This window comes from Actinoplanes aureus, from assembly GCF_015704865.1.
Taxonomy (GTDB): domain Bacteria; phylum Actinomycetota; class Actinomycetes; order Mycobacteriales; family Micromonosporaceae; genus Actinoplanes; species Actinoplanes aureus.
Genome location: NZ_JADQTO010000003.1, coordinates 504,503 through 521,456, shown reverse-complemented (window position 1 = coordinate 521,456; position 16,954 = coordinate 504,503). Strand labels below are relative to the sequence as shown.

Genomic DNA, 16,954 nt, shown 5'->3' with positions numbered 1-16,954 from the left:
TGCGGAGGATCCCCATGCGCCGCACCCGTTCCCTCATTCTGTCCGTCGCCGCTGCGGTCGTGGCCGCCGGCCTCACGCCCGTCTCGGCCACCGCCACCACGGCCGGCTCCGCCGAGGTCTCCCAGTGGAGCTCCGCCCGGCAGGGCGAGTACACCATCACCAACGGCGGCACCTCCACCCCGGTGGCCCGCAACGGGCAGCTCAGGGTTTGCGGGCGCCAGCTCTGCAACGCCCAGGGCAAACCGATCCAGCTGCGCGGGATGAGCACACACGGCCTGCAGTGGTACTCGAACTGCGTCACCGACGCCTCCCTGGACGTGCTCGCCAGGGAGTGGAACGCCGACGTCCTGCGGATCTCGATGTACATCCAGGAGGGCGGTTACGAGACCGACCCGGCCGGCTTCACCGCCAAGGTCAACGACTACATCGAGAAGGCCACCGCCCGCGGCATGTACGCGATCGTCGACTGGCACATGCTCTCGCCCGGTGACCCCAACTTCAACCTGGCCCGCGCCAAGACCTTCTTCCAGCAGATCGCGGCCCGGCACAAGGACAAGACCAACATTTTGTACGAGATCGCGAACGAGCCCAGCGACGTCCACTGGTCAGCGATCAAGTCGTACGCCGAGCAGGTCATCCCGGTGATCCGCGCCCAGGACCCGGACGGCGTCGTCCTGGTCGGCACCGAGGACTGGTCCTCGCTGGGCGCCTCCGGCGACGGACAGGGCGTGTCACGGATCCTGGCCAGCCCGGTGAACGCGGCGAACATCATGTACACGTTCCACTTCTACGCCGCCTCGCACGACGACTACTACCTGAACACCTTCCGCGACGCCGTCGCGAAGCTGCCGATGTTCGTCACCGAGTTCGGCACCCAGGAGGCCTCCGGCGACGGCGGCAACAACTTCGCCCGGGCGCAGCGGTACCTCGACCTGATGGCCGAGCGGAAGGTGAGCTGGGTGAACTGGAACTACTCCGACGACATGCGCACCGGCGCCGTCTTCACCCGGGGCACCTGCGCCGCCGGGGCGTACTCGGGCACCGGCCGGCTGAAGGAGGCGGGCGCCTGGATCCGCGCCCGGATCCGGACCCCGGACGACTTCTGACCTCGCGGGCCGGCCACGCCACGCGGCGTGGCCGGCCCGGGTTCATGGCTACTGAGACGTTCCGGCGCCGAACACCTCGTGCACGAGGCGCTGCATCGCCCGCTGGAACGGTACGGCCAGGGACATCGCCGGGTCGTCGACGTAGTTGAGTGGGGCGGGGAGGGTCTTGCTGCCGTCGGCGGTGCTGGACATCAGGGCGGCGTGGCCGGCGATGCCGCCGTTGTGGGTGATGAGGTCGCCGTCGTTCTGCACGACACACCCAGGCCGTAGCCGGCTTGGGGTGCGGCGTGCACATCTCGGCCAGCAGCGGGGCGGGCAGCAGCTTGCCGCCCACCAGCGCGGAGATGAAGTCCGTCGTCGTAGTACTCGCCGTGTCACCGAGGCGCGCCAGGCCGGCGCTGCCGGCCCACTCGCCGCGCTCGTCGTTCACGCGCAGCCGCACCCCGGTGAAGCCGGAGTCGACGATCTCCTGGATGACCTGCCGCAGGTTCGTGCTGGACATGGTTGTGCGCTCCTTCGGTGGTCGGGGTCACAACTCGTAGAGGCGGGTACGGCGTACCGGCCGGAAGCCGAGGTGCTCGCGTGCGGGCAGGCAGGGATCGTCCTCGGCGCCGGCGGTTTCGATCTCGTCGACGCGGGGGTGGACCTCGCGGAGTCGCTGGATCAGGGCGGCGTTGACCCAGAGGCCGAGGCGTCGTCCGCGGTGGCCCGGCAGCACGGCTGGTCCGTACTGGCGGGCGCGGGGCAGGTCGACGACGGCCACGGCGTAGGCGGCCAGGTCACCGCCGGCGTCCGCGGCGGTCAGCACGGCGTTGCCGGGGCGGCTCGGGCTGCGGAGCAGCTCCTCGACCCGGGCCGTGCTGGGCAGGTCACCGGTCCAGTGGGTCAGGCGGTATCCGGGGTGTTCGGCGTCGACCAGCTCGCCCAGCCAGGCCCGGTGGACATCGCAGTAGGTGAGCAGGTCGTGGCGCTGGGACCGGACGCGCCGGAAGCCGTGCCGCAGGCAGAACGCCTCCCCGGGTGAGCCCGCGACCACGTCGGTGACCAGCCGTGGCTCGGCGCTCTGTGCCCGGACGGCGGTCAGGAGCCGGGAACCGATCCCGCGGCGGCGCCACTGCGGCTCCACGTACAGGCTCAGTTCGGGCGTGTCCTCGTACTCGAACGGCATGATCGGCCGAAGGCCGGCGACGCCGGCCACGGAGCCACCCGGCGCCACGGCCTGCCACCGTGAGGGCAGCGCCACGATGTCGATCAGGCGTTCGGTCATGGCACTCACGATCGCCTCGGCCCGCGCCACGGAACAACGCGAAAGATCGAACCGCCGGTTAAGCCACCGGTTATCGGTCGCCCCGCCAACGCCGGCGGTGGGCGGGGGTGGTTACGATCGCGGGCGCGCTGTGACCGAGAGGGGGGTGGCCTGGTGGAACTGCGTGACATCGAGATCTTCCTGACGCTGGCGGAAGAGCTGCATTTCGGGCGTACGGCCGAACGCCTCCACGTCTCCCAGGCCCGGGTCAGCCAGTCGATCAAACAGCAGGAACGCCGGATCGGTGGTGCGCTGTTCGAGCGGACCAGCCGCAGCGTACGGCTCACCCCGCTCGGCGAGCAGCTCCGCGACCGGCTCAGCGCGGGCTACAACGAGATCCTGGCCGGCATCGAGGAGGCCACCGCCGCCGCTCGCGGGCAGGTCGGCACGCTGCACGTCGGCACCATGGACACTCATCACCAGAAGATCGCGACCGCGCTTGACCTGTTCCGGCAGCGGCATCCGCAGTGTGAGCTGCGGATGCGCGAGATTCTCCCGACCGACCCGTTCGGCCCGCTGCGCGCGGGCCGGGTCGACGTCGCGATGTTGTGGCTACCGGTCCGCGAGCCGGACCTCACCGTCGGACCGAAGCTGTACACCGAGCCACTGGTGCTGGCGATCGCCTCCGATCATCCGCTGGCCGGCCGGGAGCGAGTCGAGCTGGAGGATCTCGGCGACTATCCGGTCATCGACGTGGACGGGCCCATTCCGGACTACGTGTGGGCGGCGCACACCCCGTTCACGACCCCGGCCGGGCGGCCTATCCGGCGCGGAACCGCGGTGACCACCCTCAACGAAGCCCTGTCGGCCATCGCGGACGGCGGCGTCGTGTCGCCCATCGGGTCCTATGCGGCCACCGCCCGGCTGCACCCGGGCATCACGTTCCTGCCCATCACCGACGGGGTGGCCTTGTGGTACGCACCGGTGTGGCGCAGCGCCGGTGAAACGACCCTGGTCCGCGCCTTCGTCCAGGCGGCCACCGACGCGTCGCGCGACGCCTGAACCCGGTGGCGGTTGCCCGCTCCCCGGAAGCGGCGTAGACATAGATCGCCACCACTACGGCTTTCGGGGGGAGTGCCCGTGACGCGTCGACTCCTGATCCTGGCCCTCGCTGTGCTGCTCGGCGCGGCCCCCTCGGGCGTGGCGGTTGCCGCCGATCATCAGCCGGCGTCCGGCCTGCTGCCGTTCCCCAGCGACCGGTTCACCGTCGCGGACCGGACCAGCCCCACCGGTCGCCGGGTGCACTTCGAGGTCGGCACGCTGCCGGCGAACGTGGCCGGCAAGCACATCGACCCGGCCGAGTGGAACCGGCAGGACGGCTTCAGCCCGGGCACCCCGATCCTGGTCCACGTGCCGGATCTGGACCCGGCGGCCAGCGGCATCGCGCCGGTCACCGACATCGGGCGCTCGCTGGCCCGGGACGCGCCGATCCTGCTGATCAACACGCGTACCGGGCAGCGCACTCCGCATTGGGCCGAGCTCGACGCGCACGGCAGCGGCCTGCTCATCATCCGGCCGGCGGTGGCGCTGCGCGAGGCGACCCGGTACGCCGTCGTCCTGCGCGGGTTGCGCGACCGTACCGGAGCCTTGCTCCCGGCGCCCGGCAAGACGACGCCGCGCGGCCTGTACCTGGCGTGGGACTTCACCGTCGCGAGCACGCCCGGCCTGACCGGCCGGGTCCTGCGCATGCGCGACGACGCGTTCGCCGCCCTCGGCCGCCGCGCGCCGGGATTCACCGTCAGCCAGGTCACCGACTACACCGCCGAGCAGGACGCCCGCATCGCCCGCCAGGTGCGCGGCACGGTCGCGGTGCCGAGCTACCTGACCGGTACGGGCGGGCCCGGTTCCCGGCTGCACTACGGACCGGCCGGCGGTGACGGCCGGCCGCCCACCGCCGGCGCGCTGCCCACCGCGTCGGGCCAGACGCTCGCCGCCGACTTCGTCTGCAACATCCCGCGCAGCGCGAGCGCCGACCGGCCGGCGCATCTGTCGCTCTACGGGCACGGTCTGCTCGGGGCGCCCACCGAGATCAACGCCGGCAACGTGAAGCAGATGTCGCAGGCGTACGACTTCATGTTCTGCGCGACGAGCTGGATCGGGCTGTCCTCCGGCGACATCCCGTTCGTGGTGCAGACCTGGAGTGATCTGAGTACGTTCCCGGCCGTACCCGACCGGCTGCAGCAGAGCTTCCTGAACTTCCTGTACCTGGGCCGGGCGATGCTCGCGGCGGGCGGCTTCGCCACACACCCCGCGTTCCAGGACGCCGAGGGCCGCAGCCTGCTCGACCGGGCCGGCGGGATGCACTACGACGGCAACAGCCAGGGCGGCATCAACGGCGGCGCGCTCACCGCGATCGCGCAGGACTGGAAGCGCTCGGTCCTCGGCGTACCCGGCATGAACTACAGCACGCTGCTCCAGCGCAGCACCGCCTTCGCGCCGTTCCAGCAGCTGATGGACCAGTCCTACCCGGACCGGACCGACCAGCAGCTGATCTTCGCGCTGATCCAGATGCTGTGGGACCGCGGCGAGGCCAACGGCTACGCCCAGCACATGACCGGCAATCCGCTGCCGCGCACCCCGGCACACCAGGTGCTGATGCACGTAGCGTTCGGCGACCACCAGGTATCCCCGGCCGCCGCCCAGGTGCAGGCGCGGACCATCGGTGCCCGCGTCCACCGGCCCGCGCTGGCACCCGGCTGGTCCGACGAGGTGGTGCCGTTCTGGGGCATCAAGGCGATCCCGGCTTACCCGTACCGTGGCTCTGCTCTGGTGGTGTGGAACAGCGGCCAGACCTTCGCGCCGCCGCCCACCAACCTCGCGCCGGCCGGCCCCGAATACGGCCCCGACTCCCACGAGTTCCCGCGCGCCCAGCCGGGCGCCCAGTTGCAGAAGGCGACGTTCCTGCTCACCGGCAAGGTGATCGACGTGTGCTCCGGCGGTCCGTGCCCCTGATCAGCCGGGCGGCTCGGCCAGCCGCTCCGGCCGCGTCCAACCGGCCCAGCCACGCTCGCGCAGCAGGTCCAGCAGCCGCCGCACCCGCGGTTCGGACTCGACCGGAAGCGCGTCCAGCAGGCCGATCGCCAGGTCGTCGTGCCCCATTTCGCCGAGGTCGACCTCGCCGGCGGCGTGCGCCTGCTCGGCCAGGCCGGCGATGATGTCGGCGGCTTCCTCCAGGCGCTGCTCGTCACCCGTGTCGGCTTGCAGCATCTCCGACAGGACCCGGTAGAGCCGGACGAGCTGCGGGTCGTCGAGCTGCGCGAGTTTCCACCGGATGACCTCGCCGATCCGAGCCGGCCAGAGAGCCGCGACCAGGATCCACCCGTCCCGCTCGCCGTCCACGATCTGCTCGGACGCTCCGATCTCCCGGAGCCGATCGAGGTAGGAGATCACCTCCGGCGGGAGCGCCAGGCTGTCGCCGGCGGCGAGCTGCGCGATCTGCTTGCGGCTCGTCTCCAGTCGCTCGATCTTCTCGCGCAGGTGGTTGTCGATCCTCTCGATCGCTTCGGCGAAGGTCGGTACGTCGGCTTCGAGCATCGGACCGATCCGCGACAGCGGCACGCCGGCGGTGGCGAGGGTACGGATCTTGATGAGGGACACGACCGCTTTCGGGCCGTACCGCCGGTAGCCCGACTCGTCGCGTTCCGGCTCGGGCAGGAGTCCGATCTGGTGATAGTGCCGCACGGCCCGCACCGTGACACCGGCGTACGCCGCCAGTTGACCGATCGTCAGCATGCTCAGATCCTGCGCCGGTAGGTGATGCCGGCGAAGACGTAGGCGACGACCAGGATGCCGGCGCACCAGGCGACGGCGGTCCAGATGCCGGTCCCCGGCGGTTGCTGCGTGAGCAGATCCCGGATCGTGTTGACGATCGAGGTCACCGGCTGGTGGTCGGCGAAGGCCCGCACCGGGCCGGGCATGGTGTCGGTGGGCACGAAGGCCGAGCTGATGAACGGCAGGAAGATCAACGGGTAAGCGAACGCGCTCGCACCGTCCAGCGTCTTCGCGGTGAGGCCGGGGATGACGGCGATCCAGGTCAGCGCCAGGGTGAACAGGATCAGCAGGCCGGCGACCGCGAGCCAGGCCGCCACGCCGGCACCGGAACGGAAGCCCATCAGCAGGGCGACGCCGACGACGACCACGAGCGAGATCACATTGGCCACCAGCGAGGTCAGCACGTGCGCCCACAGCACACCCGACCGGGCGATCGGCATGGATTGAAATCGTTCGAAGATCCCGCTCCGCATGTCCATGAAGATCCGGAACGCGGTGTAGGAGATGCCCGACGCGATGGTGATGAGCAGGATGCCGGGGAGCATGTAGTTAACGTACGAGACCGGCCCGGTGTCGATCGCGCCGCCGAACACGTAGACGAACAGCAACATCATGGCGACCGGTGTGATCGCGGTCGTGATGATGGTGTCCAGGCTGCGGGTGACGTGGCGCATGGTCCGTCCGGTGAGTACGGCGGTGTCGCCCAGAAAACGCGTGATCATGGTCTACTCCCTGTTCGCGCCGGTGGAGGCGTCGCCGACGACCGCGAAGAAGACGTCCTCGAGGGTGGGCTGCTTCTCGACGTACTCCACCTTGGCGGGCGGCAGCAGCTCCTTGAGCTCGGCCAGGGTGCCGTCGACGACGATCCGGCCCTGGTGGAGGATCGCGATCCGGTCGGCGAGCTGTTCGGCCTCGTCCAGGTACTGCGTGGTGAGCAGTACGGTCGTGCCGCCCTCGGCGAGCCCCTTGACGGCCTGCCACACCTCGACGCGCGCTTCCGGGTCCAGCCCGGCTGTCGGCTCGTCGAGGAAGATGACCGGCGGTTTCCCGATCAGGCTCATCGCGATGTCGAGCCGGCGGCGCATGCCACCGGAGTACGTCGCCACCCGCCGGGCGCCCGCCTCGGTCAGCGAGAAGCGCCTCAGCAGATCGTCCGCGACCGTGCCCGGGTCGTCGAGGTGCCTCAGCCGGGCGACCAGGACGAGGTTCTCCCGCCCGGTGAGGATCTCGTCGACCGCCGCGAACTGCCCGGTGAGGCTGATCGACTCGCGAACGCCGGCGGCCTGCGTCGCGACGTCGAAGCCGTTGACCCGGGCCGTCCCGGTGTCGGCCCGGAGAAGCGTGGCGAGGATCCTCACCACCGTGGTCTTGCCCGCTCCGTTCGAGCCGAGCAGGGCGAAGATGCTGCCCCGCGCCACCTCGAAATCCACGCCGCGCAGCACGCGCAGCTCCTTGTACGACTTCTCCAGGCCCCGCACGTGGATCGCGGGTGCGTGGAGCTGATCGGTTGTCGGCCGGACGCTCATGACCGCCAGCATGGCGGGTTGACGCTGCGTCATGGTCAAGCCCGCCGGCCGACTCGATCCGTTTTCGCTCAGCGTGGCGGGTACTTGGCCAGGTAGCGCTTGACCTCCGCGAGGTTGTAGGTGGCGCTGTCGTGGGCGCGTTCCTCCCAGGCGAAGACGCAGACGGTCGCGATGCCGTCGAAGCCGACCTCGGCCAGGGTGCCGAAGAACAGGTCCCAGTCGACCTCGCCCTGGCCGATGTCCAGGTGCTGGTGGACGCGGGCGGTCGAGCCGGGCGGGTTGACGATGTAGCGCAACCCGGACGAGCCACGATGGTCGAACGTGTCGGCCAGGTGCAGCTGGGTGAGCAGCGGCCCGGCGTGCCGGATGATCGCGGCCAGGTCGCCGCCCTGGTGGAAGGTGTGCGGGGCGCAGTACAGGAAGCTCACCAGGTCCGAGTCGATGCCGCGGATCATGTTGACCGCGGCGATGCCGTCCTCGATGAAGTCGTCCGGGTGCGGTTCCAGGACCAGGCGTACGCCTTCCCGCTCGAAGATCGGCAGCAGCTCCTCCATGGACCGCCAGAACTGCGCCTCACTCGTGGCCGGGTCCGAGGGGCGGCCGTTGAACTCGGAGTTCATCACGGTCACCCCCAGCTCGACGGTGATCTCGATGGCCCGCTTCCAGTACCGGACCGCGGCCTGCCGCTCGTCCTCGTCCGGCCCGGACCACCGGTAGAGCGGCAGCACCGAGGCCACCTCGACCTGCGCGGCCGCCAGTTCCCGCCGGAACGCCCGGACACCGGCCCGGTCCACCCGGGGGTGCAGGAAGAACGGCAGGAAGTCGTCGCGCGGCGACATCTCGAGGTAGCGGTAGCCGAGGTCGGACACCATCCGCGGCAGTTCCAGCAGCGGCACGTTCCGCAGCATGTACGGGTCGAGGGCGATCTTCATGCGGCGGCCTCCGCGGCGTACAGCTTCGGCTTGTCCATCAGGGCGATCGGCACGCGTTCCCCGCTGTGCAGGGCACTCACCCCGGCGTCCGAGACGACCGCGGCCGCGTACCCGTCCCAGCTGCTCGGCCCGGTCGCCGGCACACCGCCGGCGATGCCGTCGATCCACTCCTGCAACTCGATGTCGTAGGCGCGGATGAAGCGTTCCCGCCAGTCGGCCGGCACCGGGGTGGCGACCTGGCCGGCGTGCCGCACCACGAGCGGGCTCAGCTCGCCGAGCGCCGCGGTGCCGTCCTCGCCGACGATCTCGCCGCGGATGTCGTAGCCGTACCGGATGTTGACCGAGATCTCCACGTCGACGATCGCGCCGCCCGCCGTCTCCATCAGCAGGAACAGCGGGTCCTGCAAAATGCCGCCGTTGCGGCTGCGCCGGGGTACGAGCACGCGCACCGCCCTGATCTCCTCGCCGAGCATCCAGCGCACCATGTCGATCTCGTGCACCGCGGTGTCGGTGATCGCCATGTCCTTCTCGTACACCCCGGGCACGCTCGGGTTGCGGTGCGCGCAGTGCATCAGCAGCGGGTTGCCGATCTGCCCGCTGTCGAGCACCGCCTTGAGCGCCCGGTAGGCGCTGTCGTAGCGGCGCATGTAGCCGACCTGGACGAGCCGGCCGCCGTACGCGGTCTCCGCCTCGATGATCCGTTGGCAGGCCTCGGTGGTGGTGGCCAGGGGTTTCTCGCAGAAGACCGGCTTGCCGGCGGCGATGGCGGCGAGCACGTACTGCTCGTGGGTGGGTCCCCAGGAGCAGACCAGCGTCGCGTCGACGGACGGGTCGGCGATCAGTTCCTGGCCGGTGGTGTGCACCGCCGCGCCGACCCGCTCCCCCACCGAGGCGGCGGTCGCGGCGTCCACGTCGGACACGGCGCAGACGCGCACTCCGGACAGCACGCTGGTCATCCGCCGGATGTGGTCCTGGCCGATCATGCCGGTACCGATGACTCCAACGTTGATCATGACGAGGCGTCCGTTCCGATGCCGCAGGTGCGCAGGTAGCCGCGGGTACGCGCGGCGATCGGCCGCGGCACGTCGAACTCGACCGGGTACATGTCCTGTTCGACGATCACGAAGGTGTCCCGGCCGCGCCGTTGCAGCGCCTGCACGACGCTGGGTACGTCCGGTTCCCCGGCGGGCGGCTCGCAGCTGACCCCCATCGCGACGGCCTGCCCGAAGGCGAGGTCCTCACCGCGGGCACGCCGTACGATCGCCGGGTCCATCTGTTTGATGTGCAGGTAGCCGACCCGGTCCGGGTGCTCGTCGATCAGCGCCGCCGCGTCGCCGCCGCCGTACGCGAGGTGCCCGGTGTCCAGGCAGAGCGACACGTACGCCGGGTTGGTCTCGGCGAGCAGCCGGTCGATCTGCGGGCGGGTCTCCACGTAGCTGTCGGCGTGGTGGTGGAACTCGAGCCGCAGCCCGTACTCCTCGGCCAGCATCCGGCCCAGTTCGTCGGTGCCGCGGACCAGCGTCTTCCACCCGTCGTCGTCGAGGGTGCCGGGTTCCAGGTAGGCGCCGGTCACGTCGTCGCGGTAGCCGGGCACCGGTACGAAGACCAGGTGCTCGGCGCCGACGGCCGCGGTCAGCTCGGCCACCGGCCGGGTCCGGGCGAGGATCTCCGGCAGGTCGCCGGGCCGGTGCAGCCCGCTGTAGCCGTGCATGGTGCCCCCGGCGACGCGCAGGCCGCGGCGGGCCAGTTCGTCGCCGAGGCGGGCCGGATCGGTGGGCAGGTAGCCGTACGGGCCGAGTTCCAGCCACTGGTAACCGACCTCGGCGAGTTCGTCGAGGAACCGGTGCCAGGGTGTCTGGCGCGGGTCGTCGGCGAACCAGACGCCCCACGAGTCCGGACAGCTGCCGAGATGCAGGCTGGTCACGGCGCCTCCTTGGTGGACACCCGGTCGATGCCCAGGTCGTGGACCTCCTCGCCGAGGATCTTCGCCGCGTCGGCCGAGGCGCCGCCCGCGCTCTCCAGCTCGTGGCTGAGCTCCTCCAGCTCGGCGCCGCCGGCCATCAGCGCGGTCAGCTCGTCGCGGCTGATCTCGCTCTTGCGGTAGTAGCCGATGCTCTGCCCGCGTTTGAGCAGCAGGAACCGGTCGCCGACCGGGTACGCGTGGTGCGGGTTGTGGGTGATGAAGATGACGCCGAGGCCGCGTTCGCGGGCCTGCAGGATGTAGCGCAGCACCACGCCGGACTGCTTGACGCCGAGCGCCGCCGTCGGCTCGTCGAGGATCAGCACCTTCGCGCCGAAGTAGACGGCCCGGGAGATCGCCACGCACTGCCGCTCACCGCCGGAGAGGGTGCCGATCGGCTGGTCGACGTCACGCAGGTCGATGCCCATGTCGAGCAGTTCCTTCTTGGTGGTCTCGCGCATGAACCCGATGTCCATCCGCAGGCCCTTCCGGACCTCGTTGCCGAGGAAGAAGTTGCGCCACACCGGCATCAGCGGGACGACCGCGAGGTCCTGGTAGACCGTGGCGATGCCGTGGTCGAGGGCCTCCCGTGGCGAGCTGAAATGGACCGCCTCACCCTCGACCTCGTAGCTTCCCGAGGTGTGCTCGTGCAACCCGGCGATGATCTTGATGAGGGTGGACTTGCCGGCGCCGTTGTCACCCAGCACGCAGGTGACCTCGCCGCCGCTGACCTCGAGCGTGACACCGCGCAGCGCGATGATGTTGCCGTAGTTCTTGCCGGCGTCGGTGAGCCGCACCAGCGGGGTGGCGGTCTCCGGGACAACAGCGGTCATCTCATGGCCTCCGCCCGTTTGCGAACGAACGAGTTGAGCAGGATCGCGCCGAGCAGCAGCGCGCCGAGGAAGAAGTAGAACCAGTCGGGGTCCCAGCCGGCGTAGACGATGCCGAGGTTGGTCATGCCGAAGATGAAGGCGCCGATCGCGGCACCGATCACCGATCCGTACCCGCCGGTGAGCAGGCACCCACCGACCACCGCCGCGACGATGTAGATGAACTCGTTGCCGAGCCCGCCGCCGGACTGCACGGTGTTGAAGGCGAACAGGTTGTGCATGCCCATGAACCAGGCCAGGAATCCGACCCCCATGAACAGGCCGATCTTGACCTTGTTGACCGGCACGCCGACCGCCCGCGAACTGGGTGCCGAACCGCCGACCGCGAAGATCCAGTTCCCGAGCCGGGTACGCAGCAGCAGCCACGTACCGATGGCGACGAACAGGATCCACCACAGCAGGGTGATCCGGATCGAGACGTTGCCGATCGTGAAGGACGAGGCGAACACCTTCTGCGCGGAGTCGAAGCCGTCCATGTTGGACACGTCGTTGGTGGCCACGTTGCCGGTGACCGCCTTGGTGAGGGCCAGGTTGAGGCCGCGCAGCATGAAGAAGGTGCCGAGGGTGACCAGGAAGCTGGGTATGCCCGTCTTCACCACGAGGTAGCCGTTGATGAAGCCGACGAGCAGCGCGAACACCAGCGCGGCGGCGACACCGACCCACAGGTTCAGGGTGAACTGGTAGGCGAACATCGACGCGAACAGCGCCGACGAGGTGACCGCGACGCCGGCGGACAGGTCGAACTCTCCGCCGATCATCAGCAGGGCGACGGCGACCGCCATGATGCCGAAGGTGGAGCTGACGTAGAGCACCGACGACAGGGATTCGGGCTGGCGGAACGGCGGCGCGACGATGAAGAAGACGATGTAGATGAGGATCGCGCCGACCAGCGCGCCCACTTCGGGCCGGGCGAGCAGGCGGGACAGCGGGGACTGCCGGGCGACCCGCTCGTCCGACGCCGCCGGCGGCGGCGGGCCGGGTCTGGTCTCGAGGGTTGAACTCATGACGATCTCCGGATTCTTCAGGGAGTCCGGCCCGGGGCCGGCCGGCCCCGGGCGCGGGAACGGCTACCGGTTACCGGCCGCCGCGAACTTCGCGACGAAGTCGACGTTGTTCTTGTCGACCAGGTACGGCCCGGTCAGCGTCGCCTTGCCACCGCCGAGCACGTTGCCGTTGTTCTTGTAGAGCCACAGCCCGTCGACCGCCGAGTAGCCCTGCAGGAAGGGTTGCTGGTCGATGGCCCACTGCAGCGCGCCGGACTTGATCTGCTCCGGGATCTGCGGGTTGAAGTCGAAGGTGGCGACCTTGGCCTGGCTGCCGGTGTCCTTGACCGCCTGGATCGAGGCCAGGGCGAACGGCGCGCCGAGCGTGACGATCATGTCGATCGTCTTGTCCTGCTGCAGCTTCGTGGCGATCGTGGTCTGCACCGACGGCATGTCCCGGCCGTTGACGTAGATCTTGTCGTACTGCCCGCCGCCGAAGCCCTTCTGCACGCCGTCGCAACGCGCCTCGAGCTGCACCTGTCCCTGTTCCTGCACCACGCACAGCACGTGCTTGGCGCCGTCCTGGGCGGCCCGCGCGCCGGCGGTCTCGCCGGCCACGCTCTCGTCCGAGCCGAAGTAGGCGAGGGCACCGGAGTCCTCGAACGAGGTGATGCCGGCGTTGAACGCGATCACCGGGATACCGGCGGCGATCGCCTTCTTCACCACCGGCACCAGCGCCGGCGGGTCCGGAAGGGTGACCGCGATGCCGTCGACCTTGCTGTCGATGGCGCTCTGGATCAGCGTCGCCTGGTTCGCCGAGCTGGGGTCGGCGGAGTACTTCAGGTCGACGTTGTCCTTGCTCGCCGCCGACTGGGCGCCCTTCTTGATGATGTCCCAGAACGTGTCGCCGGGAGCCGCGTGGGTGACCATGGCGACCGTCATGGTGGGGGTGCCGGCCTTTCCGCCGGAGAGGCCTTCGGCGTTCTCCTCGGCCTCCTTGCCACCGGAGCTGCTGCAGGCGCCCGCGGCCACCGCGAGGCCCATCGCCAGGACGACCGCGATCGTCCGTTTGCCGTATCTGGACATGTCTCTCCTCAGGAAGCCGTAGGGAAGTGCAGGGATGCGTCTGCCGGGGTGGTGACGTGCGGCCAGCGGGAGGTGATCACCTTGGCGCGGGTGTAGAACGAGACACCTTCGGGCCCGTGGATGTGCTGCTCGCCGAAGAGCGAGTCCTTCCAGCCGCCGAAGGAGTAGTAGGCCATCGGCACCGGGATGGGCACGTTGATACCGATCATGCCGACGCGTACGCCGCGCTGGAACCGGCGCGCCGCCTCACCGCTGCTGGTGAAGATGGCGGTGCCGTTGCCGTACGGATTGCTGTTGATCAGGGCGATCGCCTCGTCCACGTCGGAGGCCCGCACGACCGACAGCACCGGCCCGAAGATCTCCTCGGTGTAGACGTCCATCGACGGCTGCACCTGGTCGATGACGGTCGGGCCGACGAAGAAGCCCTCCTCGTGGCCGGGGATCGTCAGGCCGCGCCCGTCGACCAGGACCTTCGCACCCTGCTGCTCGCCGCTGCCGATGAGCGACTCGATGCGCTGCTTGGCGGCCGAGGTGACCACCGGGCCCATCTCGCTGCGTGGGTCCCGGCCGGGGCCGACGATCACCTCCGAGGCCATCCGCGAGACCTGTTCCATCAGCGGGTCGCCGGCGGCACCGACGGCCACCGCCGTGGAGATCGCCATGCACCGCTCCCCCGCCGAACCGAACGCGGCGGCGGTCAGGTGACCGGCGGTGAAGTCGAGGTCGGCGTCGGGCAGCACGATCGCGTGGTTCTTCGCCCCGCCGAGGGCCTGCACCCGCTTGCCGGCGGCGGAGGCCTTCTGGTGGATGTAGCGGGCGATCGGGGTCGAGCCCACGAACGAGATCGCGGCGACGCCGGCGTGGTCGAGCAGAGCGTCGACCGCCTCCTTGTCGCCGTGCACCACGTTGAAGACGCCGTCCGGCAGGCCGGCCTCGCGCCACAGACCGGCCACGTAGTTCGACGCGGACGGGTCCCGTTCGCTGGGCTTGAGCACGAAGGTGTTGCCGCAGGCGATGGCGACCGGATGCATCCACATCGGCACCATGGCCGGGAAGTTGAACGGGGTGATCCCGGCGCAGACCCCGAGCGGCTCGCGGAAGCTGAACACGTCCACGCCGGTCGACACCTGGTCGGAGTAGGAGCCCTTGAGCAGTTGCGGGATGCCGCAGGCGAACTCGATCACCTCGAGGCCGCGCTGCACCTCGCCGGCGGCGTCGGACAGCACCTTGCCGTGCTCGTCGGAGATGATCTCGGCGATGTCCTTGACCCGCGCGTTGACCAGCTCCCGGAAGTTGAACAGAACCTTGGTGCGGGCGCTCAGCGACGCCTGGCTCCACGACTCGAAGGCGGTGGCCGCGGCCTGCACGGCGGCGTCCACGTCGGCGGTTGTGGCCAGCACGACCTCGTGCTGCCGCTGCCCGGTGGCCGGGTTGAAGACCGGGCTCCGGCGGGTCGACGCGCCGGCGGTGAACTGGCCGCCGATCCAGTGCTCGATGGTTGCCACTTCGAAGGCTCCTTGTCAGAGGTGTTGCCGCTGGGCGCGCTTGGCGGCGTCGTACGACTCGCGCGCGGCGCGGGTGCTGTCGAGGGTGGAGACCGCGGCGACCGGCACGTCCCACCACGATTCGGACGAGGGCACCGGGGACAGCGGGTCGGTCTCGATGTGCACGACGGTCAGCCGGTCGGACTCGCGGGCCCGCTTCAGGCCGTCGGCCAGGTCGGCGACGGTACGGCAGCGGATCACCTGCGCGCCCAGGCTCTCGGCGTTGGCGGCCAGGTCCACCGGCAGCCGGGCACCGTCGTAGTCGCCGGTCTCCGGGTTGCGGTAGCGGTAGGCGGTGCCGAACCGCTGTGAGCCGGACTGCTCGGAGAGCGCGCCGATCGAGGCGAAGCCGTGGTTCTGCACCAGCACCACGATCAGTTTCACGCCCTCGGCGATCGCGGTGACGATCTCCTGCGCCATCATCAGGTAGGAGCCGTCGCCGACCAGCGCGTACACCTCGCGGGACTCGTCGGCCAGCTTGATCCCGAGCGCTCCGGCGATCTCGAAGCCCATGCACGAGTAGCCGTACTCGACGTGGTACTGCTTGGGGTCGCGGGAGCGCCACAGCAGCTGCAGGTCCCCGGGCATGCTGCCGGCCGCCTGCACCACCACGTCGCGTGCTCCGCACGCTTCGTTCACCGCACCGATCACCTCGCTCTGGGCGGGCAGGGGCCCGTGCCCGAGGTGGTACGCGCGGTCCACGGTCTGCTGCCAGGCGGCGACCTCGCCCTGGTAGCCGAGGTCGAAACGCCGGCCGAGCTGGGCGGCGAGCAGGGCCTCCAGGCCGGCCCGGGCGTCGGCGACGATCGGGTACGCGGACTGCTTGGCGGCGTCGAAGGCGGCCACGTTGAGGTTGACGAACCGCACGTCCGGGTGCTGGAACGCGGTCCGTGACGCGGTGGTGAAGTCGCTGTACCGGGTGCCCACCCCGATGATCACGTCGGCGTCGCGGGCCAGCCGGTTCGCCACCGGTGTGCCGGTCGACCCAACCCCGCCGACCGAGTTCGGATGGTCCCAGCTCAGCGCGCCCTTGCCGGCCTGGGTGTCGGCGACCGGGATGCCGGTGGCCCGGGCGAACCGGTCCAGCGCCTCGGACGCCTCGGAGTAGATCACTCCCCCGCCGGCGATCAGCAGCGGCCGCCGCGCGGTGCGGATCACCTCGGCGGCCCGTTCGACGAAGGCCGGCTCGGGCACCGGGCGGGAGACGTGCCACACCCGCTTGGCGAACAACTCGTCCGGATACTCGTACGCCTCGGCTTGCACGTCCTGGGGAAGGCAGAGGGTGACCGTTCCGGTCTGCGCCGGGTCCGTCAGGACCCGCATCGCGGCCAGCAGCGCCGCGGGCAGCTGCTCGGGCCGCCAGATCCGGTCGAAGAAGGCGGAGACCGGCCGGAACGCGTCGTTGACCGACACGTCGCCGGCGCCCGGGTGCTCCAGTTCCTGCAGCACCGGCGTGGCCACCCGGGTGGCGAACACGTCGGACGGCAGCAGCAGCACCGGCAGCCGGTTGACCGTGGCCAGGGCGGCGCCGGTCAGCATGTTCGTCGAGCCGGGCCCGATCGACGCGGTGCAGGCGTAGGTGGCGAGCCGGTTCCGCATCCGGGCGAACCCGGCCGCCGTGTGCACCATGGCCTGCTCGTTGCGGGCAAGAACATACGGAAAATCCGGCGCAGTGCCGACTTGACGTTCGCGCTGCGCCTGCAACAACGCCTGCCCGACACCCGCCACGTTGCCGTGCCCGAAGATCCCCAGGCAGCCGGCGATGGTGCGCTGCTCGACGCCGTCGCGCTCGGTCCACTGATTCGCCAGGAACCGCACCACGGCCTGCGCGACCGTCAACCTCATGACAT

Annotated in this window: 15 protein-coding genes and 1 pseudogene; 3 read left to right on the top strand and 13 right to left on the bottom strand. The window is 70.2% G+C overall.

From position 1 onward, the window contains the following. Positions 1-42: 42 nt before the first annotated feature. Positions 43-1,106: pseudogene (locus I4J89_RS08285) on the top strand (glycoside hydrolase family 5 protein); the annotation flags it as partial. Positions 1,107-1,154: 48 nt separating this feature from the next. On the opposite strand, the gene I4J89_RS08280 reads toward I4J89_RS08285, so the two are convergent. Together I4J89_RS08280 and I4J89_RS08275 are read right to left on the bottom strand one after the other, a co-directional pair. After that, positions 1,155-1,358 (bottom strand): hypothetical protein, encoded by a 204-nt coding sequence (locus tag I4J89_RS08280; RefSeq protein WP_230858502.1) that lies wholly within the window; start codon positions 1,356-1,358, stop codon positions 1,155-1,157. A gap of 277 nt (positions 1,359-1,635) precedes the next feature. Continuing rightward, positions 1,636-2,373, bottom strand: a complete 738-nt coding sequence (locus tag I4J89_RS08275; RefSeq protein WP_196413246.1) for a GNAT family N-acetyltransferase — start codon at positions 2,371-2,373, stop codon at positions 1,636-1,638. A gap of 153 nt (positions 2,374-2,526) precedes the next feature. On the opposite strand from I4J89_RS08275, the gene I4J89_RS08270 reads away from it, so the two are divergent. Then, positions 2,527-3,414, top strand: coding sequence for a LysR family transcriptional regulator (locus tag I4J89_RS08270; RefSeq protein ID WP_196413245.1), 888 nt, complete (start codon positions 2,527-2,529; stop codon positions 3,412-3,414). 78 nt (positions 3,415-3,492) lie between these two features. Continuing rightward, positions 3,493-5,364, top strand: a complete 1,872-nt coding sequence (locus I4J89_RS08265) for a hypothetical protein (RefSeq protein ID WP_196413244.1) — start codon at positions 3,493-3,495, stop codon at positions 5,362-5,364. Here I4J89_RS08265 and I4J89_RS08260 read toward each other — a convergent pair whose 3' ends face one another. The 11 genes from I4J89_RS08260 to iolD all read right to left on the bottom strand — a co-directional run bounded on the left by I4J89_RS08260 (position 5,365) and on the right by iolD (position 16,949). Beyond that, on the bottom strand, positions 5,365-6,144 hold the full coding sequence (locus I4J89_RS08260) for a MerR family transcriptional regulator (RefSeq protein ID WP_196413243.1): 780 nt from the start codon (positions 6,142-6,144) through the stop codon (positions 5,365-5,367). A 2-nt stretch (positions 6,145-6,146) separates the two neighbouring features. Then, positions 6,147-6,905, bottom strand: a complete 759-nt coding sequence (locus tag I4J89_RS08255; protein WP_196413242.1) for an ABC transporter permease — start codon at positions 6,903-6,905, stop codon at positions 6,147-6,149. Between the two features lie 3 nt (positions 6,906-6,908). After that, complete coding sequence (locus I4J89_RS08250; RefSeq protein WP_196413241.1) at positions 6,909-7,709, bottom strand: ABC transporter ATP-binding protein; 801 nt, start codon at positions 7,707-7,709, stop codon at positions 6,909-6,911. 68 nt (positions 7,710-7,777) lie between these two features. Beyond that, positions 7,778-8,641 carry a sugar phosphate isomerase/epimerase family protein gene (locus tag I4J89_RS08245; RefSeq protein ID WP_196413240.1) on the bottom strand — a complete coding sequence of 288 codons (864 nt, stop codon included), beginning with the start codon at positions 8,639-8,641 and terminating at the stop codon, positions 7,778-7,780. Next, entirely contained in the window at positions 8,638-9,654 is a 1,017-nt protein-coding gene (locus I4J89_RS08240) for a Gfo/Idh/MocA family oxidoreductase (protein WP_196413239.1), read from the bottom strand. The genes I4J89_RS08245 and I4J89_RS08240 overlap by 4 nt, the downstream gene beginning before the upstream one ends. Then, positions 9,651-10,565, bottom strand: coding sequence for a TIM barrel protein (locus I4J89_RS08235; protein ID WP_196413238.1), 915 nt, complete (start codon positions 10,563-10,565; stop codon positions 9,651-9,653). Before I4J89_RS08235 ends, I4J89_RS08240 begins: the two co-directional genes overlap by 4 nt. After that, positions 10,562-11,434, bottom strand: coding sequence for an ATP-binding cassette domain-containing protein (locus I4J89_RS08230; RefSeq protein ID WP_196413237.1), 873 nt, complete (start codon positions 11,432-11,434; stop codon positions 10,562-10,564). Before I4J89_RS08230 ends, I4J89_RS08235 begins: the two co-directional genes overlap by 4 nt. After that, positions 11,431-12,495, bottom strand: a complete 1,065-nt coding sequence (locus I4J89_RS08225; RefSeq protein WP_196413236.1) for an ABC transporter permease — start codon at positions 12,493-12,495, stop codon at positions 11,431-11,433. Before I4J89_RS08225 ends, I4J89_RS08230 begins: the two co-directional genes overlap by 4 nt. 63 nt (positions 12,496-12,558) lie before the next feature. Next, on the bottom strand, positions 12,559-13,560 hold the full coding sequence (locus I4J89_RS08220; protein ID WP_196413235.1) for a sugar ABC transporter substrate-binding protein: 1,002 nt from the start codon (positions 13,558-13,560) through the stop codon (positions 12,559-12,561). Between the two features lie 8 nt (positions 13,561-13,568). Then, positions 13,569-15,065, bottom strand: a complete 1,497-nt coding sequence (locus I4J89_RS08215) for a CoA-acylating methylmalonate-semialdehyde dehydrogenase (protein WP_196413234.1) — start codon at positions 15,063-15,065, stop codon at positions 13,569-13,571. Between the two features lie 15 nt (positions 15,066-15,080). Beyond that, complete coding sequence (gene iolD, locus I4J89_RS08210; protein WP_196413233.1) at positions 15,081-16,949, bottom strand: 3D-(3,5/4)-trihydroxycyclohexane-1,2-dione acylhydrolase (decyclizing); 1,869 nt, start codon at positions 16,947-16,949, stop codon at positions 15,081-15,083. Between the last annotated feature and the right edge of the window lie 5 nt (positions 16,950-16,954).

Excerpts from the sequence above, each read along its gene's own strand:
- iolD (WP_196413233.1), bottom strand. The coding sequence starts at position 16,949 with ATGAGGTTGACGGTCGCGCAGGCCGTGGTGCGGTTCCTGGCGAATCAG.
- I4J89_RS08240 (WP_196413239.1), bottom strand. The coding sequence starts at position 9,654 with ATGATCAACGTTGGAGTCATCGGTACCGGCATGATCGGCCAGGACCAC.
- I4J89_RS08250 (WP_196413241.1), bottom strand. The coding sequence starts at position 7,709 with ATGAGCGTCCGGCCGACAACCGATCAGCTCCACGCACCCGCGATCCAC.
- I4J89_RS08260 (WP_196413243.1), bottom strand. The coding sequence starts at position 6,144 with ATGCTGACGATCGGTCAACTGGCGGCGTACGCCGGTGTCACGGTGCGG.
- I4J89_RS08245 (WP_196413240.1), bottom strand. The coding sequence starts at position 8,641 with ATGAAGATCGCCCTCGACCCGTACATGCTGCGGAACGTGCCGCTGCTG.
- I4J89_RS08255 (WP_196413242.1), bottom strand. The coding sequence starts at position 6,905 with ATGATCACGCGTTTTCTGGGCGACACCGCCGTACTCACCGGACGGACC.
- I4J89_RS08230 (WP_196413237.1), bottom strand. The coding sequence starts at position 11,434 with ATGACCGCTGTTGTCCCGGAGACCGCCACCCCGCTGGTGCGGCTCACC.
- I4J89_RS08225 (WP_196413236.1), bottom strand. The coding sequence starts at position 12,495 with ATGAGTTCAACCCTCGAGACCAGACCCGGCCCGCCGCCGCCGGCGGCG.
- I4J89_RS08220 (WP_196413235.1), bottom strand. The coding sequence starts at position 13,560 with ATGTCCAGATACGGCAAACGGACGATCGCGGTCGTCCTGGCGATGGGC.
- I4J89_RS08275 (WP_196413246.1), bottom strand. The coding sequence starts at position 2,373 with ATGACCGAACGCCTGATCGACATCGTGGCGCTGCCCTCACGGTGGCAG.